Below are 26,867 nucleotides of genomic sequence, written 5' to 3' on the forward strand. Positions count from 1 at the left end.
GTATAAATGAGAAATACGAATACAAAAGGTTATTTTACAGCAATGACATTGGTTTGTCTGATGGTCTTTGCGAGTTGTAAAGTGACTTCGCAGGAACCTTCAAACAAAGAAATTATTATTGGAAAAGATTTAAAATGGTCTGATAAAATGGCTTTGACTTTAATGAAACGTCATCCCGAAAGTTATAGGATTGATGATTCAAAAACAGCAAAATGGGATTATGTTCATGGATTGGTTTTACATGCAATTGAAGAACTGAACAAAAAAAATCCTGATCCGAGATATGCAGCCTATGTAAAAAGCTATGCAGATGTTCTTGTTCAAAACGACGGAACGATTAAAACCTATGAACTGGACAAATACAATATTGACTTAATTGTACCGGGACGCTTGTTGTTTGATATTTATGCGACTACCAAAGAAGAAAAGTATTTAAAAGCGCTTCAGCTACTACGTAAGCAGTTGACAGAGCAGCCAAGAACAGCCAGTGGTGGATTTTGGCACAAACAAATTTATCCGAATCAAATGTGGTTGGACGGTTTGTACATGGGTGAACCATTTTATGCCCAATATACCGTTACTTTTGAGGGAGGAAAAAGTCTTGATGATGTTGCGAAACAATTTGAGTTAATTCAATTGCATGCAACAGATCCAAAAACAGGTTTATTGTATCACGGTTGGGATGAGAGCAAACAAATGCCTTGGGCAAATAAGGATAACGGAACCTCTCCGAACTTTTGGTCAAGAGCTTTAGGCTGGTATGTAATGGCATTGGTTGATGTTTTGGATTATTTCCCTAAAAACCATCCGAAACAAAAAGAACTGGTAAAATACCTGAATACGGCTTCGGTTGCTTTAGCTAAATATCAGGACAAATCCGGTTTATGGTATCAGGTTACAGACAAAGGCGGGGCAGAAGGAAACTATCTTGAAGCTTCGGGATCGTCAATGTTTGCTTATGCTTTTGCAAAAGGAGCGAACAAGGGATATCTGCCTGCAAAATATAAAAGTTTGGCCAATAAAGCTTTTGATGGTTTAACCAAACAATTGATCAGGGTAGATGCTGATGGCGGAATCACACTTACACAGGCCTGTCAGGTGGCGGGTTTAGGAGGGAATCCATATCGTGATGGATCGTATACGTATTATGTAAACGAAAAGAAAAAAGACAACGATCCTAAAGCAACCGGACCATTTATTCTAGCAGCTGTTGAATTAAACAGATAATACAGAACTAACCCGACAGGTTTTTAAAATCTGTTGGTTTAATTGGATTAGAATAACAAAATAAAATTTTAAAATGATTAAGTTAAAAAATATTATGTTGCTTTTTGGTATGGCTCTGAGTTTTGGTATTCAGGCACAGAACACCTATAAAAACTGGCCGGATATCATTCGAAAAAATGATGCAGCCTGGTTTGGTACCGATGAAGCAAAAAATATAGCAGAGAATGTACTGCTCTACCAAAGAGAGATAGGCGGGTGGCCCAAGAACATTCAGATGCAGAATGAATTAACGCCGGAGCAGAAAAAGGATTTACTGAAGCTTAAAAAAACAACTGCAGAAACGACTACAGACAATGGGGCAACGTGTCAGGAGATGCTTTTCATGTCTAAAATGTACGCGCAGGTTAAAGACGATCGATACAAAGAATCGTTTTTAAACGGATTGAATTATTTGTTGGAAGCCCAATATAAAAATGGGGGATGGCCTCAGTTTTACCCTTTAAAAAAAGGCTATTACACGCACATCACATACAATGATGATTCGATGGTGAATATCCTGAACATTATACGTCAGGTAAGCGAAGAAACCGATTATTTTAGTATAAAACCGTCTAAAGCAATTGTCGAAAAAGCGAAAGAATCTTTCCGAAAAGGAATAGATTGTATTTTAAAAACACAATACAAACAGAATGGTACTTTAACGGCCTGGTGCGCACAACATGATGAGGTTACTTTAGCACCTGCAAACGCAAGAGCATTCGAACTGGCATCGTTAAGCGGTTCTGAATCCGCAAAAATTGTATTGCTTTTAATGTCGATCGAAAAACCTTCTCCTGAAATTATTACAGCGGTACAAAGCGCAAAACTTTGGTTTGAAAAAACAAAAATCACCAATCTGGAAGAAAAGCGTGTTTTAAATGACGCCGGAAAAGTGATCGATAAAAAAATGATTGTAACGCAAAATGCAGCCCCGATCTGGGCGAGATTTATGGATCTTTCTACCAATGAGCCTTTCTTTTGTGATCGTGACGGAATCCGAAAAAAATCAATAGAGGAAATTGGTGCCGAAAGACGAAACGGCTATTCCTGGTATTCAGACTCACCCAAAGAAGTACTTAAAAAATACACCGCCTGGGCTGTAAAAAACGGAGTAAAAATAACGTCTAAAGAATCTTCAGATCCCCAAAAAAGTAACCGAATTACCGTTGCTTTAGACGGTTCGGGTGATTTTACAAAAATTCAGGATGCTATAAATGCATGCCCTTCTTTTCCTTATGAAAAGGTAACTGTTTTTGTGAAAAACGGAATTTACAAGGAGAAAATCCGTATTCCGGAATGGAACAGTCAAGTTGCTTTAATTGGTGAAAGCAAAGAAAATACCATCATTACTTTTGATGATAACTTCTCTAAGATTAACGTGGGGAGAAACAGCACTTTTCATACGTATACCCTTTTAGTGGAAGGCGATGATTTTTCGGCATCCAATTTAACGATCAAAAATGCTTCAGGTGATAACGGTCAGGCCATTGCACTGTCTGTTGTAGCAAACAGAGTTCAGATTTCAAACTGTTTAATTCTCGGAAATCAGGATACGCTCTATTTGTCCGGAAAAGAAGCCAAACACTACATTAAAGACAGTTACATCGAAGGAACAACTGATTTTATTTTCGGAAGCGCAACAGCTCTATTTGAGAATTGCGAGATTCACAGTATCAAAAACTCCTATATTACTGCTGCTTCAACACCTGAAGGAACCGCTTTTGGATTTGTTTTTAAAAATTGCAAACTCACGGCTGAGCCGACAGCAACAGCAGTTTATCTGGGCAGACCTTGGCGTATCTATGCCAAAACCGTTTATATGAACTGTGATTTGGGAAAACATATCAGACCGGAAGGCTGGGAAAATTGGTCAAAACCCGAAGCGGAAAAAACGGCTTTTTATGCCGAATACAATTGTAAAGGTGAAGGAGCTCAAAATGCAAAAAGAGTTTCATGGTCGCATGAGCTTGAGAAGAAAGATGTAGAAAAATATACGATAGATAACATTTTGAAAGATTCAATTCCTCAATGGTATTTGAGATAGAAAAAATGGCATGCAGATGACACAGATTATTTTTTCAAATGTAAAATGTAAAATGTTAGATGTGGTTAAAAAAGAAATCAGCGTAAATCCGTTAAATCTGTTTCAATCGGTGTGCGATAAATGGCACAAGGATGAGGCAGATTATATAGGTTTAACGGGTTAGTATAAAAAAACAGCAAAAACCTTAGAACCTTAGCATCTCAGAATCTCAGAACCTAAAAAAAACATGACTTTTAAGCACTTCATTTTTCTATTCCTTTCCTGGGCTTCTTTTGCTCAGAGCACTGAATTTCCATCGACAAAGGTTGACTCAATTGTCAATAGAATTCAGCTTCCCGTAATTCCTTCGTATCAAATTAATGTTATAAAGTTGGGAGCAAAGGGGGATTCCATTACCAATAACAAACCTTTCTTTGATAAAGCAATGGCTTTGTGTAAAAAGAATAAGGGAGGGACAATCATTGTTCCAAAAGGAATTTATAAAATCAATGGCCCAATTCATTTTGTGAGTAATGTCAATCTTAAATTAGAAAAAGGGGCAAAAATTAAATTCAGCGATACTCCGACAGATTATTTACCAATGGTTTTAACGAGCTGGGAAGGAACGATGTTATACAATTACAGCCCGTTGATTTATGCTAATGAATGTTCAAATATAGCTATAACAGGAGAAGGGACGATAGACGGTAACGGAGGTAAAATCTGGAAAAATTTTAAAGGAAAGGAAGGTGCCGGAAAAAACAGAAGCCGTGAAATGAACCATAGTAGTACACCTTTTGAGGACAGGAAATTTGGAGAAGGATACTTTTTGCGTCCGCAGATGATTCAGTTTTTAAATTGTAAAAACATTTTGGTTGAAAATATTCATATTGAAAATTCTCCTTTCTGGTGCTTGCATTTATTGAAATCGCAAAGCATTACGGTGCGTGGTGTGCATTACAAATCATTGAATCATAATAACGATGGAATTGATTCCGAGTATGCAAAAGATGTTTTAATTGAAAATGTGACCTTTGATAATGGCGATGATAATGTAGCCATAAAAGCGGGACGAGATCATGAAGGAAGAGCTAATTCGGCTACTCCAAGCGAGAATATTGTCATTAGAAATTGCAAGTTTAAAGGACTTCATGGAGTAGTGATTGGGAGCGAAATGTCGGCGGGAGTTCAGAATGTATTCGTTGAAAATTGTGAAACAGCAGGGTATTTAAAACGAGGCATCTATTTGAAAACCAATGCTGACAGAGGCGGTTTCATCAGGAATGTTTTTGTTCGAAATATAAAACTCGATGAGGTCGAGGATTGTTTGTATATCACAGCCAATTATCACGGAGAAGGAAGCGGTTTTCAATCTGAGATTTCAAATATTTCATTCTCGAATATTACCTGCAACAAGGCCACGGCATCCGGAATTGTAATTCAGGGGTTTCCGGATAAAAAAGTGCATAACATCTCCTTTAATGCTATCAATATCAAGTGGGCAAAAAATGCGATTTCAAGCGAAAATGCCAAAGATGTATTGCTTAATGAAGTCGTTATTGGGGAGAAGGCAACAGTACCAACGGCAGCGAAATAGTTTTTTTAGAGGTTCTGAGGGGCTAAGGTTCTGAGTTGCTAAGATTTTTTTTAAAGAGTTAAATGTTAATCAAATGACTAAATATTATCTGCTAATTATCGGTTTGTTTTCAATGGCATGCTTTGCTCAAAAAACAACACTTTATACTATAGGCGACTCGACAATGGCCAATAAAAAAGATCCCGAACGCAATCCGGAACACGGATGGGCACAGGTTTTACAGCCTTTCTTTACCGAAAATATTGTGGTGGAGAATAAAGCCGTAAACGGTCGCAGTACTAAAAGTTTTATCAATGAAAAACGATGGGATTCGATTTATAAAAAACTCAAAAAAGGAGACTACGTTTTCATCGAGTTTGGTCATAATGACGAAAAAATCGAAGATTCAACCCGTTATACAAATCCCCATACAAGTTACCGATATAACCTGATTAAGTTTGTAAATGAGAGTAGAGAAAAAGGAGCAACACCTGTATTATTGACTTCTATCGCAAGACGTAATTTTAACGAAAAAGGAGTTTTAATACCCACACACGGTGATTATCCTTTAATAACCAGACTGGTAGCGCAAGAATTTAAAGTTCCTTTTATTGATCTTGAATATTTTACAGAAATATTAGAACAAAGCTACGGACCCGAAAAATCGAAACTGTTGCATTTGCATTTTAAAGTCGGTGAAAACAACTATTACGATAAAGATAAAAATGATGATACCCATTTGTCATTAAAAGGAGCCACAGAAATTGCCAAAATTGTAATCAATCAAATTAAAGCAGCAACAGATCCTGCTCTGGCTGCATTAAAAAAAGGAATTAAATAAGAGACTTATGCAAAAAAGGTTCTCATAGACAGCTTAATTTCATATTTGTCTTATTACGATAGTTTTATGGCTTATTGAGGTGCTTGAAAAAAAATGTTACAATTAAATTTGCTGCATACTTTATTACTTCTTCATTATTTTTTAAGAAGAGAAGAGGGAGTGTAAAAATGTATCATTTATTAATAAGTAACATTGGTAACAGCATATGGGCACCTCTACTTTTTCATTGGAGTTTGATTTGAATATTGCAGAGATACGCAATTTGCATAAGATGTACTTCAAAGATCTGTACAAACAAAGAGTAATGTTTTTTTTAGCAGTCACTTTACTGGTCTTTGTTTATTCAGACTGGAATGGGAATAATGATTTTTTTCAATGGATTATAAAAGACTTGTTTTTAGTGATCCTTTTTTTACTTTTTCATTATCCAATAGTAAATACAATTTGCAAAGTAACTTTTCGATTGCTCAGAAAATTATTAAAATTTGATCGTTTTTCACGTCAGTACAAATTTAGTTTTACGAATTCATTTATAGAGGTTCATTCCCCTTTGGGCGGATTTACTCATAGATGGTGCCAGATAGAGAAGGCAATCCTCACTAAGGACTATTTTCTGTTATATATTAAAGATAAGAATGGTTACATTATTTCAATTTCAAACAAAGAGAATTGCAGCAAAAAAATAGAAAAATTAATTGAATTTATTGATTGCAATGTTACCCGGGTAGAAAGAATTTGATTGATGGGGAAGAGATTTTTTTAGTAAAAGTAAAAGCTGAAATTAGGAAATAAACCATTTTTCATAGTTGGAGTCTGGTAGGACAAATACCTTCATTTTTGAAGCCTTTTGAGTCGAATCTGGCGCACATTTGACTTATTTTCGTCAAAAAAAGCAGAATTACAATTGCGGAAAGGAATAAAAATCTAGTTTTTTGATGTGTTTTGAAGCTGCAAAATGAAATTTTATTGAAAAAACTTCGGAATGCCTTACAGGGCAGGAGTTATTAGGGTTGGAAAATAAAATATTGACTATTAGTTTGTTGTGAAAAATGAAATGCAAAAAACTAAAAAAGTAAATTTATCGTTAAGTCAGAGACCTAAAAATGAGGATAAATTTAACAGCAAATGTGTTGTAACTCCCATTCAAACTTCTATTTTTGCGACTTAATTTAATAATTATAAGCATGAACGATCTATTAGTAAAAATCAACGCCGAAATTGAAACATTTAAAGCAGAGGCTGAATCATTAACTGAAAAAGGTGTTAAAGCTGCTGGACCAAGAGCGCGTAAATCTACTTTAGAAATTGAAAAACTTTTAAAAGAGTTTAGAAAAGTTTCTATCGAAGAATCTAAAAAATAATATTTTTTTTCGAAAGAAAAAGACCTCGCTTAATGAACTTTAAGCGAGGTTTTTTTATGGGAAAATTTTAGAAAGATTTTTTATTATAAAGTTGTTCAGGATTAACAAAAAATGGAAGACTGATAAAGTTTTTTAACAACAGTGTCAACTTTCAAATCTTCCTGATTCTTATTTTAAATCAGCCAACAGTTTTTAGTATTGCCCCGATCAAAGTTTAATTTTATAGTTGTATTTTAGACACATCGGTAAAAAGAGTTAGATAATCTTCTTTTTTGGAAGAAAATCAACATTACCGTGTGTTAAACAGACTTGCTAATATAAAATTGTTTTTAGAATGAGTAACGGAAAAAGTCTAAAGGCAGTCGCCTACGGAGAAGTACTTTGGGATGTTTTTGCTGCAGAAAAAAAGATTGGAGGCGCACCATTAAACGTTGCCCTGCGAATGCAATCGTTAGGATGCAATGCTGCAATGATTAGCTGTGTAGGAAGCGATGAAGACGGTGTTACCATTATTAATCATGTAAAAAATCTTGGACTCGAAGCAGAAGCGATAATCAAGTCAGAAGATTTTCCGACTGGTCTGGTTCATGTGACCCTGAACGAGAAAGGATCGGCGAGTTACGTCATTCATTATCCGGCGGCCTGGGATAAGATCGTTTTGAGTGATTTTGCCAGAAGTTTGGCAGTAAATGCCGATGTTTTGATTTTTGGAAGTTTAGTTTGTCGGGATGAGGTATCGAGGAAATCTCTGGAAGAATTATTACGGACAAATGTTTATAAAGTTTTTGATGTCAATTTAAGAAAGCCTCATTATTCCTATGAGATTTTAGAACAGTTGATGCATGCCGCTAGTTTTATAAAGTTTAATGATGAAGAATTATTAGAAGTTTCCGCAGCACTGCATTCGCCTTTTACCACACTGGAAGAGAATATTTATTTTATTGCAGAGAAAACGGGTACCAATGCTATTTGTGTAACCAGAGGGCAATATGGTGCAGTATTGCTTTGGGAAAATCAATTGTATGAGAATTACGGTTATACTGTAAAAGTTGTTGATACAGTAGGGGCTGGGGATTCTTTTTTAGCCGCTTTAATTACTTCATTGCTCACCGGAAAAAAGCCCCAGGACGCAATTGATTTTGCTTGCGCTGTAGGCGCCTTGGTTGCTGCGTCACCCGGTGCCAATCCCGAGATTCCGCTTTCAAAAATTGAAAGCCTCCTGATTGGGACAATTTAATTCTAAGAAGAAATAGTAAGCCCTTAAACAAATTCTGATTAAGGGCTTTTTTTGTTTTTAACATTAAGAAGAAAAATGAAATTTAATAGAGGAAAAATCAACGGTCTGCACCATTGGATATAGGTAAAAATTGACATTTCAGAATTAATTACAACAGTTAGTTATATTCTATAAGGAGGTTTGTAAGAAAGAAAATACATAGAATGCGTAATATTGCGAAAGAGAGTTTTATTCAAAAAAAAGAGACCGCTATTGGTTGCTTTTTTAGGAATATAAACCACTTTTAATTATCGCTGAATTTGGTATTCAGCCTAATTATTTCTTGTCTTTTATTAATAATCTTTAATTACTATGTTCATTACCCTTACTCAGGATCAGGTTCAGTTTCAGTATGGTTCAAAACGATGGCAATACTGTTTTAATGAAATTACAGAACTTGGTTTACTCAAAAAAAAGAAGACCTATCTTCTTGAAAACGGAGTTTTTACTCTGACTACCGCTTTGGCTTATTATTGTATGTTTTTTTCCAATTTAAATGACTTGTATTATATCGGCCCCACGATTATAGTATATGCTGTTCTTATCATTTTAAGATTCTATAATACTTTTGAATTTGACTATTATGTCATTGTAAAAGATGTATATAAAAAAGAAATTAAAGTGAAAATTAAGGTTTTAGACCGTCACGAAATCGGGAAACAGATCGATGAGTTTCTAAACTTGAATTTTAACAGACTTTTGAAGAAAACGAAAACAAATCTATAAAAATTAATAATGTTATTAGATGAAATTTCCCAAAATGATCTTTTGGTTATAGCCCTTGCCATACTTTATGGTTTTATTATTACCACCAGGAAAAAATGAAAATCTGCTGCTTCATAAACCTACGATTGAAGTAGTAGGATCGCATACTAAAGAAGTATGGCTGTAATACTATAAGTTTAATAGCGGTTGGTTTTTAGCGATACAAAATACCCCAAATAAAATTATGACCTCTTCGATAAAAAGTAAAATAAAAAGCATAAGAGAACTAAAAAATTACACGCAGGAATATATGGCAGATCAGTTAGGTGTTACACAGGCAGGATATAGTAAAATCGAGAAAGGAAAAACGATTCTTTCGTATGAAAAATTGGTTGAAATAGCCAGAATTTTAGAAGTTAGTGTAGAAGATGTAATCAGTTTTGACAGTCAGAGATACTTCAATAGTTTTAATAAAGTGAGAGGAAACAATAATGGAAGTATTCAGATTAATTCGGATAATAGTGCAGCGTTAAAGGCTTTGTATGAAGATAAAATTGTGCTTTTAGAGAAATTGTTAAGCAAAACGGAAGAAGAGCTACGTCGTTATAAAGAAAAATTCGGAGAGATTTAGTCTAAGGAAATGGAAAAGAAATGGGGCTCAGTAGCCCCATTTCTTATTATTTTGTACCGCAGTTATGTAGTTTGATCGTCTGTAGAAGCTTCGGGTGCGTTTGTTTTTACCGATGCTATTCCGTTATCTCGGGCGCTGGTACTTTCATACATTTCGCTTGCTCCAATAATCTGACCGTTACTGGCTTTTAAGTTGAAATAAGGTTTTCCGCTTTTGGATTCCAGTCTGTCAAATCTTCCGTCGTCCTGCGAATTTGTTTTAACAGACTCAATTCCGTTTAAGCAGGCCGCTTTGGTAGTATAACCTTCACTTGTTAGAATAGTTTGCCCATTACCAGCTTTTAAATTAAATTGAAATTCACCATTGGCTCTCTTAGTAATTACAAATTTTCCCATCTATTTTTTGATTAAGTTAAAAATTAAATTCATTGATATTCATAAAAATACAAAACTTCATCGTATAAAGTATAACCGGATGAAAAATAAATTAGAGAGGACTAGATCATAATGATTTTTCTCTTTTTTACCATTTTTGTTTTGAGTTGAAGCATAAAAAAAAGAGACACCATTTGGTATCTCTTTAGTGCTGTCGCTAATTGTGCAGACTATTATTTTATTGTGATTGGAACTTCAACAGTTGTTTTGTCCCAGCCAATTACCAAATTCGTTACGGAACCCTGAGTAGTAAAAGCAATAGATAAGGCCTCAATTGTGTTGGATACTGGTTTTACAGGAACACTTACTCTTGCAATATCCTTACTTTCGTCGTACGCATAAGCACCCCATAAATCGATTTCTTTATTGATAATGATGGTCCATTTGTCTTTTTCAGGAATAGCAAATAAACTGTAAGTTCCGGCAGGAATATTTACTCCGCCAATAGTAACCGGTTTGTAAAATTTGATTTCGGTATTTTCGTTAGCACCTACACGCCAAACTTCACCAAACTTAATCAATTCACCAAAAATAGCGCGTCCCTTAACTGAAGGTCTTGAATAAATAACCTTAACTGTCGGAGCCGGATTATCGGTTTTCTTGAATTTTACCGCTTTGTTTGGAGAATACGCAATATCAACCGGACTCGCATCCAAAGGAGCAAATTTAACGTCTTGTGCATTAACTGAAAAAGCTGTCAATAAGACAATTACCAATAAATTAATTTTTTTCATAGTTAGAATAGTTTTTAAGTGTTCACACAAAGTAAGAAAATCCTAAACAGAAATCATATAGTTTTTTTTCTTTTTTTGTTAATGATTTGGTAATACGATAGGATTGATAAGGTTCTATTTTCGTTTTAAATACTTGCTGCCGCAAATCCTCCGTCTACTTTTAGGATTGTTCCCGTGACAAATTTTGACAGGTCGCTGCATAAATACAAAAGTGCTCCGTTGATATCTTCGGGAGTACCAAATCTTCCCATTGGAGTATGTTCGATGATTTTTTCTCCTCTTGGCGTTAATTTTCCTTCCGGAGTCAGTAAGAGAGAGCGGTTCTGTTCTCCTATGAAAAACCCCGGTGAAATGGCATTGACACGTATCCCTTCACCATATTTAGTAGCCAGTTCTACGGCCATCCATTGTGTGAAATTGTCGATTGCTGCTTTAGAAGCGGCATATCCTACCACCCTTGTTAGAGGACGTTGTGCGGCTGCCGATGAGATGTTAATGATGTTTCCCTGTTTTTGTTGAGCAAAAAGTTCCGAAAATACTTGTGAAGGCAGCATAGTTCCAATGATATTCAGATCGATTACTTTTTGTAAGTCTTCGGTTTGAAGGTCGTAGATGGCCTGATCCGGGCTGATGGTAGCTCCAGGCATGTTTCCTCCTGCAGCATTGATTAGAATATCGAGACGACCGTATTTTTTTACAATAAAATCTTTAGCTTTTTCCAGTTCTTCTTTGTTTAAAACATTCGCCTGAATGGCAAAAGCTTTTCCACCATTGCTCTCTATTGCAGCTACGGTTGTATTGGCTTTTTCGATAGACTGGGAAATGATTCCGGTAATAACACCCTGTTCGGCCAGAACGTTAGCAAAGTTACTTCCCAGTACTCCGGCACCGCCGGTAATTAATGCAATTTTTCCTTTTAGATTAAATATTGAATCCATGTAAAATTTTGTGATTAATAGTGTTTTGAATGGTATTCCTATTTTAAACTTTGACTTTAATAACAATTTTTTTAAGTGGACTTTCGCTTATCATTGCCGAGTGAACATCTTCGGGAAATAAAATTGTAAACTGCTTTTCCTGTAATTCGAAAAACATGTCCGGTTTGTCGTAAAAGAAACGAACATCGCGTTCGTCACTGTATTCTCCGTTCGGATTAATACATTTTTCTCTGGGTTTCCAGGCAAAAGTTTCCGGCCCTTTGATCGGAATTTGGATGTCGATATTTTTATCGTGACATTCAAACCCTTTTATACTTTCTTCTTTAGTGGTGCCTTCGCCAACAATTACAATTACTTTTAAGCCCTCGCCAATTTCAAAGGCTCCTTCTTCAAGAGTGCTGATGTCATTTTGGTTTACGTAATCAAATGCTTTTTTAAAATTAGGATGCAGGCTGTAGTATCTGGCTGCGTTTTGTAAGGAATCTACAATCATTGTTATTTGTTTTTTTAGGTATTTTAAGTTTCCGAATGGATTGCCAAATGAATGGATTCGGATTTGATTTATGATTTATTTTTTACTTTACATGTTTGGTTTTAAAGTGCTGGTTATTAGATTGTTATTTGTTATTTTTAGTCTGATGGCAGTACTTGTCAAAAGCTCGTTTTGGATTGTCAGTTCGCCTAAAAACAAGTGTTTTTGAGAATGAAATATTTATATTTATACTTGATGTAAAAGGATTTAATGTGCTGATATTTAATTTCTTGTTTTTGTATTGAATGATTTTTATTGGATAAGTTTTTATTGTTTTCGCCAAAACTACTTACCGGAATTGATGTGAACAGCATTACTTTTTGAAGCCTAAAACTACAAATCAAATTGCATTTACTACTAAGAAAATGGTAGTAATCATGTAAAAATTTTGTGGTTTGGCAATGCTATGCTATGGAAAGACAGTCATTAAAGTTCTTTAAACCGATTCCCAGTTGCCATTTTGTTTGGCGAGATCAATCGAAAGCTGACCGTATTCTGTCATTAAACCTTCCGCAATCATTCTTTCTGCCCGCTCTTTATTGGGTTGGCTCCATTTGCTTTTTTTGGCATTTCGTGGGGTAAATGTCAGATAATAACTTTCAGGATCCCGTTTTTTACACAAACTGTCAATCCACCCAAAACAGAGTGCTTCTTCTGTAGCTTCGATAAGATTTACACTTTCTATTTTACTTTTTTTGTGGTATAAAATCAACCAGACTGATTTTTCGATCTGACTGTTTTCCTGTAGCCAATCGCGCCATTCCTTTCGGGTTTTGGCATAAAGTGCTATTCTTCCATCTTTTGTTTCCATGAGTTTAGAATTGTGTGCGGACATAAATTTAATGAAATTTAATGGTAAAATGTGTAAAGTTTTAAGGATTCTAATCGTGTTTTGGAAACGGTATGTTTGCGAATGAAATGGGAAGTACTATTTTCAAAGGTTTAAAAAAATAGAAATTGTTTAATGAGTGTAAACCTTTGTAAATTTGTAACTTAGTAGTTCTTAGCTTTGATGAAATTTAAAACAATTAGAAGTGATACGATTTAAAGTGTGTTATGATTAGTGTTGGAAAGCTCTTCTAATGGACAGGTGAAAAAGATATAGAGATCAGGATTAATAACAATTTAAAATATAAATGCTATGATACATCAAATTGATACAACAGACAATATTGTCGCTTTTCGGGCATTGGCAGTGGTAACAAATGAAGATTTTCTAAGTGTCGTGATCCCCGCAGTGGAACATTTGGTAAAACAAACTAACGAAATCAATTTTTTATTGGTTTTGGATACAGACACTGAGGCTTCTACTTCAGGAGTATGGCTGCAAGATGCCTTGCTTGGTTTAAAACATCTTGGAAAATGGAACAGAGCCGCCATAATTACAGATTCGGAAGAGATTATTTCTTTTACTAATGGGTTTGGTTCTGTCATTCCCGGCGATTTTCTTGGCTTTAAAAAAGAATCTTTCAATAAAGCATTAAACTGGGTGGAAGGAAATATCAATATTCATTAGTTTTTATCAGATAAAAAAAGCCCCGAATTCATGAAGTATTGCCAGATGAGACTAAGCAAAATTCATGAATTCGAGACTAAACTATTTGTGAGAGATTTCGAAATAGATCTGAAACAGACGAAATCTAATGATTGTATTCGATACCGCTGCTTACGTTAAGATCTCTTTTAGCTTTATTGGTTTTTGAAACTTGTTTGTAGCAAGCTGTAGCCAATAGAGGAATAGCCAGGCTTCCAACAACGGCAGCAGTTTTATCTTGTCCCGCTTTTTTCAAAATAGCACCTGCTACAAGAGTTCCTACACCTGCAAAAATCAAATTTTTTACAGAAAACTTAGAGGCTGGTTTTGGAGTAATTCCGTGTAATAGTGGATCTATAAAATTCAATTTTTCCATGATTATACTTATTTATTTAATTAAACTTTTTTGTTATTCATTCTGATGGTTCTTAACAATCAGTCTTGTTTTTATTATTTCATTTTTATTCTCTGACGTAACAATGCAAAAACACTTAGTTAAGCATACGCTCTAAAAGCAAGCGAAAATCCTGCCAAATTGTTGCCATGCTGCTTATTTAGCAAAATTTTATAATTCTAAAAAATGGTTTACGTTCCATTTATAAGATCCTTTTCGCATTATGGTCAGTTTGATACAAGTTGTTGTAAATGCAAATAATCAAATGATTTAAATTATACTCTTTGTATGGCATAAATTTTTAGTATTCGTTTTTACAGAACAAAATTGTTGATTTAAAATTACTCTATTTAAGTGTACTGATATTACATAGTTTTCCTCTTTTGTTACACAATTTTAGTACAAATAACCCTTTATAGAAAAAACCGCTAAGTTTTACTGCTTAGCGGCTATTGGCAATTTTATTGATTATTTGAACAATTGGTTTTTAAAGTGACTATTTTTTGCCATACAGAACACCGTTTTTTACTGACTTTTTATTTAGTTCTCCTTTTTCAAATAATTGCTCCAGAATTGTATGGGCTTCGGCATAAGAAATATCCAGAATAACGGCATACTCTTTTGGTGCAAGAGTAGGATAAATTTCAAATAGAGCTAAAGGATGCTCATTTGCTGTTTTTTTCTTTTTAGCGTCAGGAAACAGGGCTAATATTGCATTTTCATAAGAGGCATAAGGCTTAGAACCATAAACGGTTAATTGATTTTGATTCCCATCAGAGAAAAACAAAGTAGGGAAGCCTCGTACGCCAAGACTTCTGGCATAGTTCAGATCTTCCTGAAAAAGTACTTTTGCTTCTCCTTCGTAGTCCCATTTTAATTTTTTGGTATCTAAACCGGAAAGTTCGGCCGCTTCAGAAATGTTTTCCCATTTCGCAATATTCTTCTTTTCGAGATACAATTTCTCCCTAAGAATCCGCATAAACTTTACCGCTTTATCTTTACTCTGAATTTGCGCTGCTTTCATCGCAATACAAGATGGATAGGAAGAATCGAGCGGGTCTTCGAGCCATACATTTCCATCAATAGGCATTTCATAGTACAAACTTGCTTCTTCCCAGTGATGAGCGACATCTGACGGTTTACTGATTCCGCCACTATTGTAAGACCAATCCGGAAGTAAACCGCCCATTCTGTAATCAATATCGATATAATTGCCGTATTCGAGTTTTAGTTTTCTTAACTGAGGTTCAATTCCCCAACAGGAAGAACAGATAGGATCAGTGTAATAAATAATTTTTATGGGTTTATCTGCTGTTGGAATGATGGCAGTTTCATTTGCTTTTTCGTGAATTGGCATTTCGCAGGTTCCCGTTTCAGGATCACATAATAATGGATTTGTTTTGTCTGTACTCATTTTTGAATTTATTTGTGACTGACAGTTTGTACTGCAGATCAGAATTAATAATAGCGAAAGTCTTTTCATAAATAACGGTTTTAGATTTACGCTTCGGCTTAAATTTTATAATTTTACTGTAAAGTTCGTCCATCTTTAATCACAAGTCAATTAGTCTAAAAAATATGACTACAGCAAATACATCAGAAAGAGAGAATGAATGTCCGGCAGAAGGGCTTTTAAAATTGCTTTCGGGCAAGTGGAAACCGCAGATCTTTTTACTGGCCGTTAATGGTCCTTTGCGTTTCAACGGACTTTTAAGAGAACTTAAAGGAGCGAGCAAACAATCTGTTGCAACGGCACTTCGGGAACTGGAAGATTTTGGAATTCTGGACAAAAAAGTAGTTCGTTTAAAACCTTTACATATCGAATACCATCTTTCTGAAAAGGGAACATCATTAGTTCCGGTTTTTAAGCAATTGGAGATTTTCTCAAAAGTGTAAAATAGTAAGTTTGGATAATTTTGATTGCTGTTTAGAATAAAACAATTAAATGATATAAACGATGAAAAAGCTATTGTTATTTTTGGTGTTGTTGTTTCAAATGGCTGTAACAACAGGATACAGTCAAAGTACAGATCCTTCCTCTAAAAAAATTGTCGGAACCTGGTACGCCGATGCCAATCGAAATACAAGGTGGGTTTTTACTACAGACGGAAAAGTTTTCAATTACGATAAAAACACGTTTAAAGTAATGTACCGATACACTATTTCAAACAGCTGCCAGAATAATTCAGATGATACACTCGAATTTATAACGTTGATGGATAAGGATGGTGATGAATATTGTTTTAGAATAAACGCTATAAATGAGAACAAGAATGGCGTTTTATCGATGACGAATATGAGTAATATGGAAGCACTCTTGTTTGTTAACGACATCAACATCGTAATAACAAACTAAATTTATTTCGCATTAAACTTTTATTAACAAAAAGCAAATTGGCATTCGTTTATATTTGTAAGGCAAAAACTAAAAATAGCACAAAGAGATATGAAAATCAATGTATTAAGAATTTTTATTGTATTTGCTTTCTCCGTAAGCGGTTATAGTCAGAATGTAAAGCTGTTAAACATCGATCAGATGAACGAAAGAATTAAGAACGGCAAAGACAGTACTTATGTTGTTAATTTCTGGGCTACCTGGTGTGCACCCTGTATTAAAGAGCTGCCTCATTTTGAAAAGTTAAAGGCGGATCATAAATCAGATAAATTAGCGGTTTTATTGGTAAGTGTCGATTTTAAATCTAAGTTAAACTCAGCTGTAGTTCCGTTTGTGAAAAGAAAAAACCTGAAAAATGAAGTTTTTCTGTTAAACGAAAGCAATCCGCAGGAATATATAGACCGCATTGATAAAGACTGGTCGGGAAGCATTCCGGCAACCTTATTTATTAAAGAGGATAAAAGAAAATTTATTGAATCTGAATTTACCTACGAACAATTATTAACTGAATATAAAAAACTGTAAATTATGAATAAGTTTATTACTGCTGTGACTTTGTTTTTGTTTAATCTGCTGCTTTCTCAGGCTCAGAGCACCACCCTTAAAGCCGGCGAAACGGCTCCGGATTTTAAATTGAAAAACGTAGACGGAAAAGAAGTTTCCTTTGCCAGTTTTCCAAAAGCAAAAGGATACATCGTTGTTTTTACCTGTAATACGTGCCCTTATGCGGTAGCGTACGAGCAAAGAATAATTGAATTGGATAAAAAGTTCAAAGCCCAGGGTTACCCGGTAATTGCCATTAATCCAAATGATCCTGAAGCTTCTAAGGCGGATTCTTTTGAGAAAATGCAGGAGTTGGCAAAAGATAAAAAATATCCGTTCCCTTATTTATTTGATGCCGGACAAAAAGTTACCGATCAATATGGGGCGAAACGTACACCACATCTTTTTATCGTTTCTAAAACCGATAAAGGAAATGTGGTAGAATATGTAGGAGCAATTGATAGTGACCCGGAAGGAACTAAAACCGAAAAAACAAAGTATGCTGAAGAGGTGATCGCAGCATTAAAAAGCAATAAAAAACCTGCCGTTACACAAACCAAAGAAATCGGCTGTACGGTAAAAAGAAAAGCGAAAGCTTAATTTTTTAAGAAATTCAATGTCATAGAAAATACCTCAGTGATGAGGCATTTTTTTATGCTATGATCTCCGTTAGTCTCTGTTGTTCCTGAAATTCCAGTTCGGCAATAATTTGCTTTTTCATTGTAGTATGAATGTAGTCTTTGGCTTCAGCATAAGAAATAGCATACTTGCGTTTAATTTCTTGAAGGTGAATCGGAAAATGAGCAAGCAGTTTGTCATAATAGGCATTCAGTTCTGTATCAGTGGGCATTTCAAATTTTAATTTGATTTGAAATCTTCTCAGCAAAGCTGTATCAATACTGTCGTAATAATTGGTCGCACAAATAAGTAAACTGTCTGCCGGAAGATAATCAATCAGTTGAATGATCGTATTTACCAGACGTTTCATTTCAGCCACATCTTTGTCCTGACTGTCACGGCTTTTACCAATCTGATCAAATTCGTCGAGAAATAAAACCGCTTTTTCACGAATTGCTTTATCAAACAACACTTTTACATTTTTAGAAGTTTCTCCAATTTTAGCATCGATTACGGTACTGAGATTCACAATAACAATACTCTTGTTTAAAGCGTTGGCGATGGCTTTTGCAGTAGTGGTTTTGCCACAGCCCGAATGCCCGTGCAGTATTATTTTGTTATCTACTTTGAGATTGTATTTTTTTAATTCTTCGATGTATTTATGTTCTTTTATCGTCTGAATTAATATCGTTTTATTCTCTGTACTAAAAAGTAAATCTTCAAGTGCTATTTTTTCAGTATCGTTTACAACAAGTTCGTGCAGATTCATTTGTGATTTTATTTGGTGCAAAATTAGACTTTATTCTGCAATATTTTCGTTCCAGATTTCTTTTCCTAAAAAGCGGTTTCCAAAAATCGAAGTTCCAATTCGGATCAGATTCGAACCTTCGGCAATGGCCAGTTCTAAGTCTTGTGACATTCCCATTGAAAGTTGTAAATTATTGATCCCTTCAATTTCAGCTGCGTAAATTTCATCTCTTGTTTTTCGAAGCAAACGCAATGACGGACGCATTTTTTCTTTTTCGACATCCAGCAATCCAATAGTCATTAGTCCTTTAATCTTAAGAGTTTCGTAACGTTTTATCTTTTGAATAAATGAAAGTACTTCTGTTGGAGGCAGTCCGAATTTACTTTCTTCAAATGAAGTGTTAACTTGTATAAAAACCTCCAGTGTTCGTCCTTCTTTTTGCAATTGCCTGTCCAATTCATTGGCCAAGCTCAGTCTGTCGAGAGATTGAATACAAGTGACGTACTTAAGAACGTCTTTGACTTTATTGGTTTGAAGATGGCCAATAAAATGGCGTTCGATTTTTAAATCTTTTAGTGCCGGATTTTTATCACGGAGTTCCTGCATTTTATTTTCGCCAAGGAGTGTCTCTCCGGCATCGATCGCAATTTGAATGTCTGCTGGAGAAACGGTTTTAGTCGCCAGTAATAGTTTCACATCTGATACATTTCTACCGGAACTTTTACAGGCATTCTCCATGCGTTGATGAACCTGTTTTAAATTGAAAATAATATCTTCTTTCATGAGGCAAAATTACCGGTAAACAGACGTACTTAAAAGATCCAGTTTTTAGTATAAGTAATAGTCCAGATTGGAAGCAAACTAGACCAGATTAGGACTATAAATGAAAAAACTGGATTATTTAGCAGATCCTGAATCGAAGTAATTTTGTACAGACAATAAAGTCAAATTTAAAACAAATTAAAATGAGTAAATCAATTTTTTATCATGCCGGCTGTCCGGTTTGTATTAGTGCAGAACAGGATATTTTAAGTTTAATTAACCCTGCTGAGGTTGAAGTTGTCCATCTGGGTGTCGATAAATCCAGAATTGCGGAAGCTCAAAAAGCAGGATTGCAATCGGTTCCGGCTTTGGTAACGCCAAACGGAAATGTGCTTCATATTAATTTTGGTGCTTCTATAGCAGATGTAATTGGATAGATTCACTGTGAGAGGTGAAATGTAAAATGGAAATAGTATGAAGATAGCAGTGTGGGATACCTATGTAACCCGAAAAGACGGAACGGTAATGCATTTTGATATTCTGGTTGACGAACGTACTGTTGATGAAAACCAGATTTTTGAATATGGCAAAAGGTATCTTAAAACAGTAGCACAGGAAGGGCAACCGCTGACCTCAAAAGAATGCAAATTTTGTCATATTGACAAGGCTCCAGAGACTGTGCAAAGTCAGATTCTTAAACAGGGATTTTCGATTATCGAAATGGAGAACTGTAATTAACTGATTCTTTTGCTTTGTATAAAAAAGGCTGAAACGTTGTTGTTTCAGCCTTTTTTATAGATACAGAGTCTATGTTTCTATGTGTTAAAATAAATTACGTAGAGAGCAGCTTATAATTATAAACTTTTTAGTTTTTTCATGAAAACCGGAAAGACTTCATTTAATTCTTCAAAAAGAGGGTTGTTGCGGTGTTTCAGTTTTATTTCGCTGAACAATTTGAGACCAAGTGCAAATTGGGTAGCTTCGTGTGGATTTTCAAACAGGTTTTTAGCCTTTATTTTTTCGATGATATCGAATATTTCATCATGATTGTCGAATTCTATTCCAAGTTCTTTTGCGGGTTCCGTTTCGCCGTTTGCGTATTCTTTTAAGCTTAAAGTCAGGTAATATTTGTTTGATCTTTTTTGCATGATATTATTTTTTAAATTTTATTTCAACCATTTGTCAACAATGGTTTTAAAGGTTTCTTTGTATTGTTCACCAACCGTGATCTCGGTTTTATTAATGAATATTGAGTTTTTACTGATGGAGTTTATTTTGTCCAATGCAACAATAAAGGAGCGGTTGATTCGCATAAATTTTAGGGAGGGTAGTTTTTCTTCGAGCGCTTTTAAAGAAATCAAAGACATTAATCCTTTTGGAGAATTTTCAAGATGTACTTTCACATAATCTTTGAGACTTTCGATATACAAGATGTCTTTTAATGAAATTCGAACCCACTGATATTCTACTTTCAGAAAAATAAAATCATCATCATCTGCTGTAATGGACTGAAATTGACCGGAGGCCTCTTCTGTTAATTGCAAAACTTTGCCGGCGGCTCTTAAAAACTCTTCATAACTAAAGGGTTTTAAAAGATAATCAACAGCGTTGACCCGATAACCTTCAATAGCGTAATGATTGTAGGCTGTGGTGAAAATTATTTTAGGTAATGTTCCCTGCTGTTCCTGTAAAAGGCGGGCAAGTTCCATACCGCTTAAATTCGGCATATTGATGTCCAGAAAAATAATGTCGGGTTGTTGTTCCCGTATCAGACTCATAGCTTCAATAGCATTATCGCAACTTTGAACCAACTGTAAAAAAGGAGTTTGTTCTATAAAAGTTTCCACCAATTTTAAGGCTAGCGGTTCGTCGTCTACTGCGATACATTTTAATACAATCATTGTTCTAAAGTTATTTGCAGGTTTACTTTATATTTTCCGTTTGGATCAATACCGGCCGTTAAACTGTGTTTGTCAGGATAGATGAGGTGTAATCGGCGTTTGGTATTGGTTAAGCCAATTCCGCCCTGTTCTGTTGGAGTTGTTTTTTCGAAAAAAGTGTTTTCTACCTCAAATTCAAGCAGCGTTCCGTTTTGTTTCAGCGCAAAATGAATCTCGCTTTTGTCCGTAGCATGCACGCCATGTTTAAAGGCATTTTCGACTAACGGCAGTAAGAGCATCGGTACAATTGGATAATCCTGAATTTTTTCCGGAATATCGCCGGTAATAGTCAGTTTACTGTTGGCTCGAAGCTTCATTAAAGCAATAAAGTCCTTCATAAAAGCCACCTCTTTCAATAAGGTTGTTCTTTCGCCTTCAGTGCTGTAAAGCAGGTATCGCATCATTCGGCTTAAAGTATGAAGCGCATTACGGGAATCTTCAATATTGGTATACGTAAGGGAGTAAATGCTGTTAAGCGAATTAAAAAAGAAATGCGGATTGATTTGTGCTTTCAGCATAGCCAGTTCGGTCATCGTTTTGTCCTGCTCCAGTTTTTGTTTATGTTGAGCGGCTCTTTGCCAATGCAGCAACATGGCATAACTGGTACTGATGGCTAAAACCAGTAAGGTGAGACTAAAAATATAGTTATCGAAATAGGTATTTCGGTATCGTTTGAATCGGATAAGCGCAGCCAGTTTGTTATGTAAATCGGTGTTCAGGTTGTAAAAATAGGATGCCAGCTGCATGATGAAAATAATCAATAGTATCCATAACAAGAAAGGGCCAATTTTGTCTTTAATGATGGTTTTTGGAACAATTACCTTGGCATTATAGTAAAAAATCGCAAGCATGAAAAGCAAAACAATGGTTTGCCAAATCCAGAATATATGGGGAAGTACTATATTCCAGGTAAGCGGAATATAAAACAGCTGCATATATCCTAATAATACCCAGGCCAGGATGTGTAATCCGGTAGACATAAACGGTTTAAAAAAATTGGGTGTCATTGTAAGTTGTGATTTTAGGGACAATATTACATTTTATTTGAACAGGATATAAAACCAATCGCTCAAAATAGATTTACAACCCGTAAAAACCATTTTAGAGTCGACGAGGCTATTACAAAAATACTTATTTATCAGGGAACATCTTCCATCGGTTCTCATCTAATCTTTATCGATTGCAGAGGGCTTTTCGTCTATTGTAAAAATTTTGTGTGTTCTATTTCAGTTCTTTTGTTGCTTAATAAATAGATAATCACACAATCCATAAAAATGAAGAAGCAATCTTTTTTTAGTATTCTAGCAGCATCTATTATCATCACTTCGTGTGGAAACAAAAATGATAAAGCGGCTCAGGCCGGAGGTGCACCACAAGTTAAAGAATATAAAACGCTGACTTTAGAACCTAAATCGGCAACTTTATATACAGATTATCCCGCCAGTATTCAGGGACAGCAAAATATAGAAATTCGTCCGCGGGTAGAAGGGTATATTGATAAGATTTTTGTTGATGAAGGTGCTGTGGTTAGGGCCGGACAGCCATTGTTTAAAATTAGTGCTCCGGAATACGAACAGGAAGTTCGCACAGCCGCTGCAAGTATCAAAAGTGCTCAGGCTAATTTAAGTGCGGCTAAACTGGCAGTCAATAAAGTAAAGCCGTTGGTCGAAAAAGGAATCATCAGTAAATACGATTTAGAATCGGCACAATATACTTATGAATCGGCTTTAGCAACATTGGCGCAGGCCAATGCCAGTCTGGTAAATGCCAAGACAAACTTGGGATATACAACAGTAACCAGTCCTGTTGACGGTGTCGTGGGCTCTATTCCGTTTCGTTTGGGAAGTTTAGTGAGTTCTAATACCGCAGATCCTTTAACGACGGTTTCAAGCATCGGAAATGTATATGCTTATTTTGCAGTGAATGAAAAAAAACTTCTAAGTTTTACTCAGAATACAGATTCCGGAATTGCACTGGCAGAAAAAATTAAAAAGATGCCTGCTGTGTCTCTGCTTCTTTCAGATGGTACAGCTTACGGTGAAAAAGGACGTATTGAAACCGTAAACGGATTAATCAATACCGAGACGGGGTCCGTTACTTTCAGAGCACGTTTCCCCAATACAAAAAGCATCATCAGAAGCGGAAACAGTACTACAGTGAGAATTCCGAACGAAGTGAATCAAGCGATTATTGTTCCTCAAAGCGCCACTTTTGAACTTCAGGATAAATTGTTTACCGTAGTAGTTGGAAAAGACGGGAAAACTAAAAATGCCAATATTACGGTTTTAGAAAATACTGCAGGAAATTATTATGTCGTAAAAAGCGGTTTGCAGAGCGGAGACCAAATTGTTCTGGAAGGTGTGGCAGCACTTAAAGACGGAACTGAAATTAAAGCTCAGAATCAAAGTGCAGAAACGGTTTACGCGGATTTAAAATAAAAAGAAATGTTTAAAATATTCATACAACGACCGGTACTATCTACGGTAATATCGGTTATTATCGTAATCCTGGGAATCCTGGGACTGGCCGCACTTCCTATTGCGCAATATCCGGACATCGCACCGCCAACCGTGAATGTAGCAGCAAGTTACACCGGAGCGAATGCAGATGTGGTACTGAAAAGTATCGTAATTCCGCTTGAAGAGCAGATCAACGGTGTAGAAAACATGACCTATATGACTTCTACGGCGACTAATGATGGTAATGCCTCTATAAAAATTTTCTTTAAAGTAGGAACCGATCCTGATTTAGCTGCAGTAAACGTACAAAACAGGGTTTCCAGAGCTACCAGTTTATTACCGGTTGAAGTAACTCAGGCGGGGGTAACCGTAACCAAAAGTCAGAGTAGTAACTTATTGATTTTCTCTTTGTACAGTGATGATAAAGCCTACGATCAGACATTTCTTCAAAATTATGCTAAGATCAACTTAGTACCGCAAATTCAGCGTGTAGTGGGAGTAGGAGATGTTACCGTTTTCGGTTCAAGAGATTATTCTATGCGTATCTGGCTGAAACCTGATGTAATGCAGCAGTATAAATTGATTCCGAGTGATGTTTCGGCTGCTTTGGCAGAACAAAATATTGAAGCGGCACCGGGAAAATTTGGTGAAAACGGAGATCAGGCTTTTCAATATGTAATCAAATACAAAGGGCGTTTAACAAGTGCAAAAGAATTTGAAGAGATTGTCATTAAATCGGCCGGTAACGGGCAGTTATTGCGTTTAAAAGATGTGGCGAAAGTAGAATTAGGTTCTTTAAGTTATTCTTCGACCAGTACCACAAACGGGCGCCCGTCTGTGGGTATTGCAATTAGTCAGACTCCCGGGTCGAATGCACGTGATGTCATTAATAATTCTAAAAAATTGATTGACGAAGCCGTAAAAACGTTTCCGAAAGGCATAAAGTATACCGTATTAATCAATGTCAATGAAAACCTGGATGCTTCAATTGAGAAGGTAATTCACACTTTGGTAGAAGCTTTTATTCTGGTTTTTATTGTAGTATTTATTTTTCTTCAGGATTTCCGCTCGACTTTAATTCCGGCGATTGCAGTTCCTGTTGCGATTGTTGGAACGTTCTTCTTCCTGAATTTATTCGGCTTTACCATTAACCTGCTGACGCTATTTGCGATGGTTTTGGCCATTGGTATTGTGGTCGATGATGCGATTGTAGTCGTCGAGGCGGTACATGCCAAACTCGACAATGGGTATAAATCGGCTAAGAAAGCTACTATTCATGCTATGAATGAGATTTCAGGAGCGATCATTTCGATCACGCTGGTCATGGCGGCGGTATTTATTCCGGTAACCTTTATCACAGGTTCGACCGGGGTTTTCTATAAGCAATTCGGAATTACATTGGCGGTTGCGATTATTCTGTCGGCCGTGAACGCGCTTACTTTGAGTCCGGCGTTGTGTGCTTTACTTTTAAAACCACATGCTGACGATCACAAACATCAAAGTTTTATTCAGCGTTTTTATACCTCATTTAACGTTGCGTTTGACAATGTAACCGAAAAATACAAACGTTCAGTTCAGTTCCTTTCCATCAAAAAATGGATTGCACTGGGATCCATACTTTTTGCTGCGGGAGCTTTGTTCTATATGATGAAAACGACACCGTCAGCTTTCGTTCCGGCGGAAGATCAGGGTGTAGTTTTTGCCAATATCAGTTTGCCGCCTTCGGCTTCTATGGAACGTTCTGACGTTGTGGCGAAAAAGGTCGATAGTATAGCGCACACCATTCCGGGTGTCGAAAATACCCTTCGTATCGTGGGTCAGAACTTTACAGCAGGTGCGGGTAGTGCCTACAGTATGGTAATTGTGAGATTGAAAAGCTGGGAAGATCGTGAGCTGAGTGTCGATGATGTAATTGGTCAGCTGTTTGCTAAAACCAGTGGTATTCGGGAAGCTAATATTTTCTTTATTTCCCCGCCAACGATTCAGGGATTTGGACAAAGTGGTGGATTTGAATTTCAGTTACAGGACAAAGGAGGTCACAGTACAGCAGAATTTTATAAAGTAAACAATGAATTTCTGGCTAAGCTTTCGGCACGTCCGGAGATACAATATGCTACGACACCTTTTAATCCGGGATTCCCTCAATACATGATGGATATTAATCTGGCAAAAGCAAAAGATGCAGGAGTTTCTGTCAATACTATTTTATCAACCATGCAAGGTTATTATGGAGGATTGTACGCTTCCAATTTCAATAAATTCGGAAAGCAATATCGTGTGATGATTCAGGCTTCTCCGGAGTTTAGAACCAATACCGAAGGTTTGAACAAGATCTTTGTCCGCAACAGTGCGGGAACCATGGCGCCTATTACCGAGTTCGTAAAAATGACAAGAGTATTCGGACCGGAATCTATCTCAAGATTTAACCTGTTTACCTCTATTTCTATCACGGGAGCACCAAAACCGGGTTATAGTTCCGGAGATGCTATTAAAGCGATTCAGGAAGTGGCAGCAGAAAGTCTCCCTGCAGGTTATGGTTATGAATTTTCGGGATTAACGCGTGAAGAATTAGCATCAGGAAGTGAGACGATCTTTATTTTTGTATTGTGTCTGGTGTTTGTTTATTTCCTGCTAAGTGCACAATACGAGAGTTATATCCTGCCTTTTGCTGTACTGTTTTCAATTCCGTTTGGATTGGCAGGAGCCTATTTGTTCTCGATTATTTTCAAGTTGAACAGTAATATTTATTTACAGATTTCCTTAATCATGTTAATTGGGTTATTGGCCAAGAACGGGATTTTGATTGTCGAATTTGCACTCGAAAGACGCCGAAAGGGACTGCCAATTGTACAGTCGGCTATTGAAGGAGCGGTAGCACGTTTCCGTCCGATTTTGATGACCTCTTTTGCTTTTATTTTGGGACTTGTTCCTTTAATGTTTGCTTCGGGTGCAGGAGCTGTTGGAAATAAATCCATTGGAACGGGTGCTGTTGGCGGAATGTTGATCGGTACCATTTTAGGAGTATTTGTAATTCCGGTATTGTTCATTATTTTCCAGACATTGCAAGAGCGTGTGAGTGGTCCGCCAAAAGAAAATTATGATGATGAAGGTGATGATGACGAGGAAGTGCAATTGATAGAAACTCGCAAAGAGTAGT

Annotated in this window: 31 protein-coding genes; 19 read left to right on the forward strand and 12 right to left on the reverse strand. The window is 36.1% G+C overall.

Going from position 1 to position 26,867, the window contains the following annotated elements; all coding sequences use genetic code 11:
- Nucleotides 1–6 precede the first annotated feature (6 nt).
- From BHE19_RS18225 to BHE19_RS18265, 10 genes are all read left to right on the forward strand, one after another.
- Nucleotides 7–1,227, forward strand: coding sequence for a glycoside hydrolase family 88/105 protein (locus tag BHE19_RS18225; RefSeq protein ID WP_070908272.1), 1,221 nt, complete (start codon nt 7–9; stop codon nt 1,225–1,227).
- Nucleotides 1,228–1,300: 73 nt separating this feature from the next.
- On the forward strand, nt 1,301–3,310 hold the full coding sequence (pelA, locus tag BHE19_RS18230) for a pectate lyase (protein ID WP_070908273.1): 2,010 nt from the start codon (nt 1,301–1,303) through the stop codon (nt 3,308–3,310).
- A gap of 16 nt (nt 3,311–3,326) precedes the next feature.
- Nucleotides 3,327–3,473 carry a hypothetical protein gene (locus tag BHE19_RS22845; protein WP_165607933.1) on the forward strand — a complete coding sequence of 49 codons (147 nt, stop codon included), beginning with the start codon at nt 3,327–3,329 and terminating at the stop codon, nt 3,471–3,473.
- Nucleotides 3,474–3,536: 63 nt separating this feature from the next.
- The gene (locus BHE19_RS18235) at nt 3,537–4,886 is read left to right on the forward strand and encodes a glycoside hydrolase family 28 protein (protein WP_070908274.1); all 1,350 of its coding nucleotides are present in this window, start codon (nt 3,537–3,539) and stop codon (nt 4,884–4,886) included.
- A gap of 73 nt (nt 4,887–4,959) precedes the next feature.
- Nucleotides 4,960–5,706 (forward strand): rhamnogalacturonan acetylesterase, encoded by a 747-nt coding sequence (locus BHE19_RS18240; RefSeq protein WP_070908275.1) that lies wholly within the window; start codon nt 4,960–4,962, stop codon nt 5,704–5,706.
- Nucleotides 5,707–6,010: 304 nt separating this feature from the next.
- A complete protein-coding gene (locus tag BHE19_RS23100) occupies nt 6,011–6,445 on the forward strand; it encodes a YcxB family protein (protein WP_394332185.1) in 435 nt (144 codons plus the stop codon).
- 445 nt (nt 6,446–6,890) lie between these two features.
- Entirely contained in the window at nt 6,891–7,067 is a 177-nt protein-coding gene (locus BHE19_RS18250; protein WP_017495627.1) for a histone H1-like protein Hc1, read from the forward strand.
- A 334-nt stretch (nt 7,068–7,401) separates the two neighbouring features.
- Nucleotides 7,402–8,304 carry a carbohydrate kinase family protein gene (locus BHE19_RS18255; RefSeq protein WP_070908277.1) on the forward strand — a complete coding sequence of 301 codons (903 nt, stop codon included), beginning with the start codon at nt 7,402–7,404 and terminating at the stop codon, nt 8,302–8,304.
- A 351-nt stretch (nt 8,305–8,655) separates the two neighbouring features.
- Nucleotides 8,656–9,069: a hypothetical protein gene (locus tag BHE19_RS18260; protein WP_070908278.1), complete on the forward strand. Its 414-nt coding sequence runs from the start codon at nt 8,656–8,658 to the stop codon at nt 9,067–9,069.
- Nucleotides 9,070–9,292: 223 nt separating this feature from the next.
- Nucleotides 9,293–9,679 (forward strand): helix-turn-helix domain-containing protein, encoded by a 387-nt coding sequence (locus BHE19_RS18265; RefSeq protein ID WP_017495631.1) that lies wholly within the window; start codon nt 9,293–9,295, stop codon nt 9,677–9,679.
- 62 nt (nt 9,680–9,741) lie between these two features.
- Here the strand turns inward: BHE19_RS18265 and BHE19_RS18270 are convergent, their stop codons facing one another.
- The 5 genes from BHE19_RS18270 to BHE19_RS18290 form a co-directional block, all read right to left on the reverse strand.
- Nucleotides 9,742–10,074, reverse strand: coding sequence for a YegP family protein (locus BHE19_RS18270; protein WP_070908279.1), 333 nt, complete (start codon nt 10,072–10,074; stop codon nt 9,742–9,744).
- A 212-nt stretch (nt 10,075–10,286) separates the two neighbouring features.
- Nucleotides 10,287–10,847 (reverse strand): DUF2911 domain-containing protein, encoded by a 561-nt coding sequence (locus BHE19_RS18275; RefSeq protein ID WP_017495633.1) that lies wholly within the window; start codon nt 10,845–10,847, stop codon nt 10,287–10,289.
- Between the two features lie 125 nt (nt 10,848–10,972).
- The gene (locus BHE19_RS18280) at nt 10,973–11,785 is read right to left on the reverse strand and encodes an SDR family oxidoreductase (RefSeq protein ID WP_070908280.1); all 813 of its coding nucleotides are present in this window, start codon (nt 11,783–11,785) and stop codon (nt 10,973–10,975) included.
- Nucleotides 11,786–11,828: 43 nt separating this feature from the next.
- Nucleotides 11,829–12,278 carry a YhcH/YjgK/YiaL family protein gene (locus tag BHE19_RS18285; RefSeq protein ID WP_070908281.1) on the reverse strand — a complete coding sequence of 150 codons (450 nt, stop codon included), beginning with the start codon at nt 12,276–12,278 and terminating at the stop codon, nt 11,829–11,831.
- A gap of 475 nt (nt 12,279–12,753) precedes the next feature.
- Nucleotides 12,754–13,128 carry a YdeI/OmpD-associated family protein gene (locus BHE19_RS18290; protein WP_070908403.1) on the reverse strand — a complete coding sequence of 125 codons (375 nt, stop codon included), beginning with the start codon at nt 13,126–13,128 and terminating at the stop codon, nt 12,754–12,756.
- 330 nt (nt 13,129–13,458) lie between these two features.
- On the opposite strand from BHE19_RS18290, the gene BHE19_RS18295 reads away from it, so the two are divergent.
- Nucleotides 13,459–13,833, forward strand: coding sequence for a SpoIIAA family protein (locus BHE19_RS18295; RefSeq protein WP_017495637.1), 375 nt, complete (start codon nt 13,459–13,461; stop codon nt 13,831–13,833).
- A gap of 124 nt (nt 13,834–13,957) precedes the next feature.
- Here the strand turns inward: BHE19_RS18295 and BHE19_RS18300 are convergent, their stop codons facing one another.
- Entirely contained in the window at nt 13,958–14,227 is a 270-nt protein-coding gene (locus BHE19_RS18300) for a hypothetical protein (RefSeq protein WP_070908282.1), read from the reverse strand.
- A gap of 514 nt (nt 14,228–14,741) precedes the next feature.
- Nucleotides 14,742–15,659 carry a DsbA family protein gene (locus BHE19_RS18305; protein ID WP_070908283.1) on the reverse strand — a complete coding sequence of 306 codons (918 nt, stop codon included), beginning with the start codon at nt 15,657–15,659 and terminating at the stop codon, nt 14,742–14,744.
- A 164-nt stretch (nt 15,660–15,823) separates the two neighbouring features.
- On the opposite strand from BHE19_RS18305, the gene BHE19_RS18310 reads away from it, so the two are divergent.
- The 4 genes from BHE19_RS18310 to BHE19_RS18325 all read left to right on the forward strand — a co-directional run bounded on the left by BHE19_RS18310 (nt 15,824) and on the right by BHE19_RS18325 (nt 17,783).
- Entirely contained in the window at nt 15,824–16,141 is a 318-nt protein-coding gene (locus BHE19_RS18310) for a winged helix-turn-helix transcriptional regulator (protein WP_070908284.1), read from the forward strand.
- A 61-nt stretch (nt 16,142–16,202) separates the two neighbouring features.
- The gene (locus tag BHE19_RS18315; protein ID WP_233431394.1) at nt 16,203–16,601 is read left to right on the forward strand and encodes a hypothetical protein; all 399 of its coding nucleotides are present in this window, start codon (nt 16,203–16,205) and stop codon (nt 16,599–16,601) included.
- Nucleotides 16,602–16,691: 90 nt separating this feature from the next.
- Nucleotides 16,692–17,165: a TlpA disulfide reductase family protein gene (locus BHE19_RS18320; RefSeq protein ID WP_070908285.1), complete on the forward strand. Its 474-nt coding sequence runs from the start codon at nt 16,692–16,694 to the stop codon at nt 17,163–17,165.
- 3 nt (nt 17,166–17,168) lie between these two features.
- Nucleotides 17,169–17,783: a thioredoxin family protein gene (locus BHE19_RS18325; protein ID WP_070908286.1), complete on the forward strand. Its 615-nt coding sequence runs from the start codon at nt 17,169–17,171 to the stop codon at nt 17,781–17,783.
- Nucleotides 17,784–17,835: 52 nt separating this feature from the next.
- Here BHE19_RS18325 and BHE19_RS18330 read toward each other — a convergent pair whose 3' ends face one another.
- Together BHE19_RS18330 and BHE19_RS18335 are read right to left on the reverse strand one after the other, a co-directional pair.
- Nucleotides 17,836–18,570: an AAA family ATPase gene (locus BHE19_RS18330; RefSeq protein ID WP_070908287.1), complete on the reverse strand. Its 735-nt coding sequence runs from the start codon at nt 18,568–18,570 to the stop codon at nt 17,836–17,838.
- 30 nt (nt 18,571–18,600) lie between these two features.
- Complete coding sequence (locus BHE19_RS18335; protein ID WP_070908288.1) at nt 18,601–19,332, reverse strand: YggS family pyridoxal phosphate-dependent enzyme; 732 nt, start codon at nt 19,330–19,332, stop codon at nt 18,601–18,603.
- A 182-nt stretch (nt 19,333–19,514) separates the two neighbouring features.
- On the opposite strand from BHE19_RS18335, the gene BHE19_RS18340 reads away from it, so the two are divergent.
- Nucleotides 19,515–19,748 carry a thioredoxin family protein gene (locus BHE19_RS18340; protein WP_070908289.1) on the forward strand — a complete coding sequence of 78 codons (234 nt, stop codon included), beginning with the start codon at nt 19,515–19,517 and terminating at the stop codon, nt 19,746–19,748.
- Between the two features lie 37 nt (nt 19,749–19,785).
- Entirely contained in the window at nt 19,786–20,049 is a 264-nt protein-coding gene (locus tag BHE19_RS18345) for a DUF2024 family protein (RefSeq protein ID WP_017495649.1), read from the forward strand.
- 116 nt (nt 20,050–20,165) lie between these two features.
- On the opposite strand, the gene BHE19_RS18350 is transcribed toward BHE19_RS18345, so the two are convergent.
- Genes BHE19_RS18350 through BHE19_RS18360 form a run of 3 tightly spaced genes read right to left on the reverse strand, consistent with a single transcriptional unit; the run spans nt 20,166 to nt 22,258 of the window.
- Entirely contained in the window at nt 20,166–20,459 is a 294-nt protein-coding gene (locus BHE19_RS18350; protein WP_017495650.1) for a DUF3861 domain-containing protein, read from the reverse strand.
- Nucleotides 20,460–20,477: 18 nt separating this feature from the next.
- Nucleotides 20,478–21,212: a LytR/AlgR family response regulator transcription factor gene (locus BHE19_RS18355; RefSeq protein ID WP_017495651.1), complete on the reverse strand. Its 735-nt coding sequence runs from the start codon at nt 21,210–21,212 to the stop codon at nt 20,478–20,480.
- The gene (locus BHE19_RS18360) at nt 21,209–22,258 is read right to left on the reverse strand and encodes a sensor histidine kinase (RefSeq protein ID WP_070908290.1); all 1,050 of its coding nucleotides are present in this window, start codon (nt 22,256–22,258) and stop codon (nt 21,209–21,211) included. The genes BHE19_RS18355 and BHE19_RS18360 overlap by 4 nt, the downstream gene beginning before the upstream one ends.
- Before the next feature lie 267 nt (nt 22,259–22,525).
- Here BHE19_RS18360 and BHE19_RS18365 point away from each other — a divergent pair, with 267 nt between their 5' ends.
- On the forward strand, nt 22,526–23,689 hold the full coding sequence (locus tag BHE19_RS18365) for an efflux RND transporter periplasmic adaptor subunit (protein ID WP_070908291.1): 1,164 nt from the start codon (nt 22,526–22,528) through the stop codon (nt 23,687–23,689).
- A 6-nt stretch (nt 23,690–23,695) separates the two neighbouring features.
- Nucleotides 23,696–26,866, forward strand: coding sequence for an efflux RND transporter permease subunit (locus BHE19_RS18370; protein ID WP_070908292.1), 3,171 nt, complete (start codon nt 23,696–23,698; stop codon nt 26,864–26,866).
- Nucleotide 26,867: the final 1 nt, after the last annotated feature.

The sequence above is a fragment of the Flavobacterium tructae genome (assembly GCF_001853485.1).
GTDB classification, from domain to species: Bacteria; Bacteroidota; Bacteroidia; order Flavobacteriales; family Flavobacteriaceae; genus Flavobacterium; species Flavobacterium tructae.

Coding starts and splice junctions, on each gene's coding strand:
- BHE19_RS18225 (WP_070908272.1), top strand. CDS start 7: ATGAGAAATACGAATACAAAAGGTTATTTTACAGCAATGACATTGGTT.
- pelA (WP_070908273.1), top strand. CDS start 1,301: ATGATTAAGTTAAAAAATATTATGTTGCTTTTTGGTATGGCTCTGAGT.
- BHE19_RS22845 (WP_165607933.1), top strand. CDS start 3,327: ATGACACAGATTATTTTTTCAAATGTAAAATGTAAAATGTTAGATGTG.
- BHE19_RS18235 (WP_070908274.1), top strand. CDS start 3,537: ATGACTTTTAAGCACTTCATTTTTCTATTCCTTTCCTGGGCTTCTTTT.
- BHE19_RS18240 (WP_070908275.1), top strand. CDS start 4,960: ATGACTAAATATTATCTGCTAATTATCGGTTTGTTTTCAATGGCATGC.
- BHE19_RS23100 (WP_394332185.1), top strand. CDS start 6,011: ATGTTTTTTTTAGCAGTCACTTTACTGGTCTTTGTTTATTCAGACTGG.
- BHE19_RS18250 (WP_017495627.1), top strand. CDS start 6,891: ATGAACGATCTATTAGTAAAAATCAACGCCGAAATTGAAACATTTAAA.
- BHE19_RS18255 (WP_070908277.1), top strand. CDS start 7,402: ATGAGTAACGGAAAAAGTCTAAAGGCAGTCGCCTACGGAGAAGTACTT.
- BHE19_RS18260 (WP_070908278.1), top strand. CDS start 8,656: ATGTTCATTACCCTTACTCAGGATCAGGTTCAGTTTCAGTATGGTTCA.
- BHE19_RS18265 (WP_017495631.1), top strand. CDS start 9,293: ATGACCTCTTCGATAAAAAGTAAAATAAAAAGCATAAGAGAACTAAAA.
- BHE19_RS18270 (WP_070908279.1), bottom strand. CDS start 10,074: ATGGGAAAATTTGTAATTACTAAGAGAGCCAATGGTGAATTTCAATTT.
- BHE19_RS18275 (WP_017495633.1), bottom strand. CDS start 10,847: ATGAAAAAAATTAATTTATTGGTAATTGTCTTATTGACAGCTTTTTCA.
- BHE19_RS18280 (WP_070908280.1), bottom strand. CDS start 11,785: ATGGATTCAATATTTAATCTAAAAGGAAAAATTGCATTAATTACCGGC.
- BHE19_RS18285 (WP_070908281.1), bottom strand. CDS start 12,278: ATGATTGTAGATTCCTTACAAAACGCAGCCAGATACTACAGCCTGCAT.
- BHE19_RS18290 (WP_070908403.1), bottom strand. CDS start 13,128: ATGGAAACAAAAGATGGAAGAATAGCACTTTATGCCAAAACCCGAAAG.
- BHE19_RS18295 (WP_017495637.1), top strand. CDS start 13,459: ATGATACATCAAATTGATACAACAGACAATATTGTCGCTTTTCGGGCA.
- BHE19_RS18300 (WP_070908282.1), bottom strand. CDS start 14,227: ATGGAAAAATTGAATTTTATAGATCCACTATTACACGGAATTACTCCA.
- BHE19_RS18305 (WP_070908283.1), bottom strand. CDS start 15,659: ATGAGTACAGACAAAACAAATCCATTATTATGTGATCCTGAAACGGGA.
- BHE19_RS18310 (WP_070908284.1), top strand. CDS start 15,824: ATGACTACAGCAAATACATCAGAAAGAGAGAATGAATGTCCGGCAGAA.
- BHE19_RS18315 (WP_233431394.1), top strand. CDS start 16,203: ATGAAAAAGCTATTGTTATTTTTGGTGTTGTTGTTTCAAATGGCTGTA.
- BHE19_RS18320 (WP_070908285.1), top strand. CDS start 16,692: ATGAAAATCAATGTATTAAGAATTTTTATTGTATTTGCTTTCTCCGTA.
- BHE19_RS18325 (WP_070908286.1), top strand. CDS start 17,169: ATGAATAAGTTTATTACTGCTGTGACTTTGTTTTTGTTTAATCTGCTG.
- BHE19_RS18330 (WP_070908287.1), bottom strand. CDS start 18,570: ATGAATCTGCACGAACTTGTTGTAAACGATACTGAAAAAATAGCACTT.
- BHE19_RS18335 (WP_070908288.1), bottom strand. CDS start 19,332: ATGAAAGAAGATATTATTTTCAATTTAAAACAGGTTCATCAACGCATG.
- BHE19_RS18340 (WP_070908289.1), top strand. CDS start 19,515: ATGAGTAAATCAATTTTTTATCATGCCGGCTGTCCGGTTTGTATTAGT.
- BHE19_RS18345 (WP_017495649.1), top strand. CDS start 19,786: ATGAAGATAGCAGTGTGGGATACCTATGTAACCCGAAAAGACGGAACG.
- BHE19_RS18350 (WP_017495650.1), bottom strand. CDS start 20,459: ATGCAAAAAAGATCAAACAAATATTACCTGACTTTAAGCTTAAAAGAA.
- BHE19_RS18355 (WP_017495651.1), bottom strand. CDS start 21,212: ATGATTGTATTAAAATGTATCGCAGTAGACGACGAACCGCTAGCCTTA.
- BHE19_RS18360 (WP_070908290.1), bottom strand. CDS start 22,258: ATGACACCCAATTTTTTTAAACCGTTTATGTCTACCGGATTACACATC.
- BHE19_RS18365 (WP_070908291.1), top strand. CDS start 22,526: ATGAAGAAGCAATCTTTTTTTAGTATTCTAGCAGCATCTATTATCATC.
- BHE19_RS18370 (WP_070908292.1), top strand. CDS start 23,696: ATGTTTAAAATATTCATACAACGACCGGTACTATCTACGGTAATATCG.